General features: G+C 44.4%; 1 protein-coding gene. It reads right to left on the bottom strand.

What is annotated here, in order from left to right:
* Positions 1-504 (bottom strand): ISAon1 family transposase (locus tag AC1DCV_RS35780; protein ID WP_477027682.1); only part of this gene is annotated, 504 nt, incomplete at its 3' end.
* Between the last annotated feature and the right edge of the window lie 2 nt (positions 505-506).

The raw sequence follows: 506 nt of genomic DNA on the forward strand, positions 1-506 counted from the left end.
TCGAAGGGATAGCTGATAAGATTTATGAATAAGAGGATAATGACTAAATAAAAGTTCCGCTCTTTGTTGCTGTTCTCTGGTCCATAGCCTGGGATGTTTGAATAATAAATATCGACTTCTAGCCAGCAGTTGCYTGGTCGTGTCYCCGTTTGGAAGCCTGGCAGGCTCCCACCTTACTGCATTTCGTTTCGCCTGCTCATATTCCAGATTCTCCTGTTCCAGAGCCTCCCAACGATGTTTTATTCTGATCTCCTGTACCGCTTCAAAAGCCAGGTGTTGYACATGGAAACGATCTATCACCCGATGGGCGTTAGGAAAACAGGCTTTAACAGCGCTATTGAGACTACCAGACATGTCAATGGTAACTTCCTGTACCATCCTACGCAGGCGCTTAGGAATTTTAAACAGTATTTCTTTCAGAAGCTCAGACTGAGTACCCTTGATCATAGCCACTATTGAGCCTTTACGCCCTTTRGCCAGCTTGTTAGTGACGATTGTATACAATT

The sequence above is a fragment of the Chitinophaga sp. 10T418 genome (assembly GCF_056394125.1).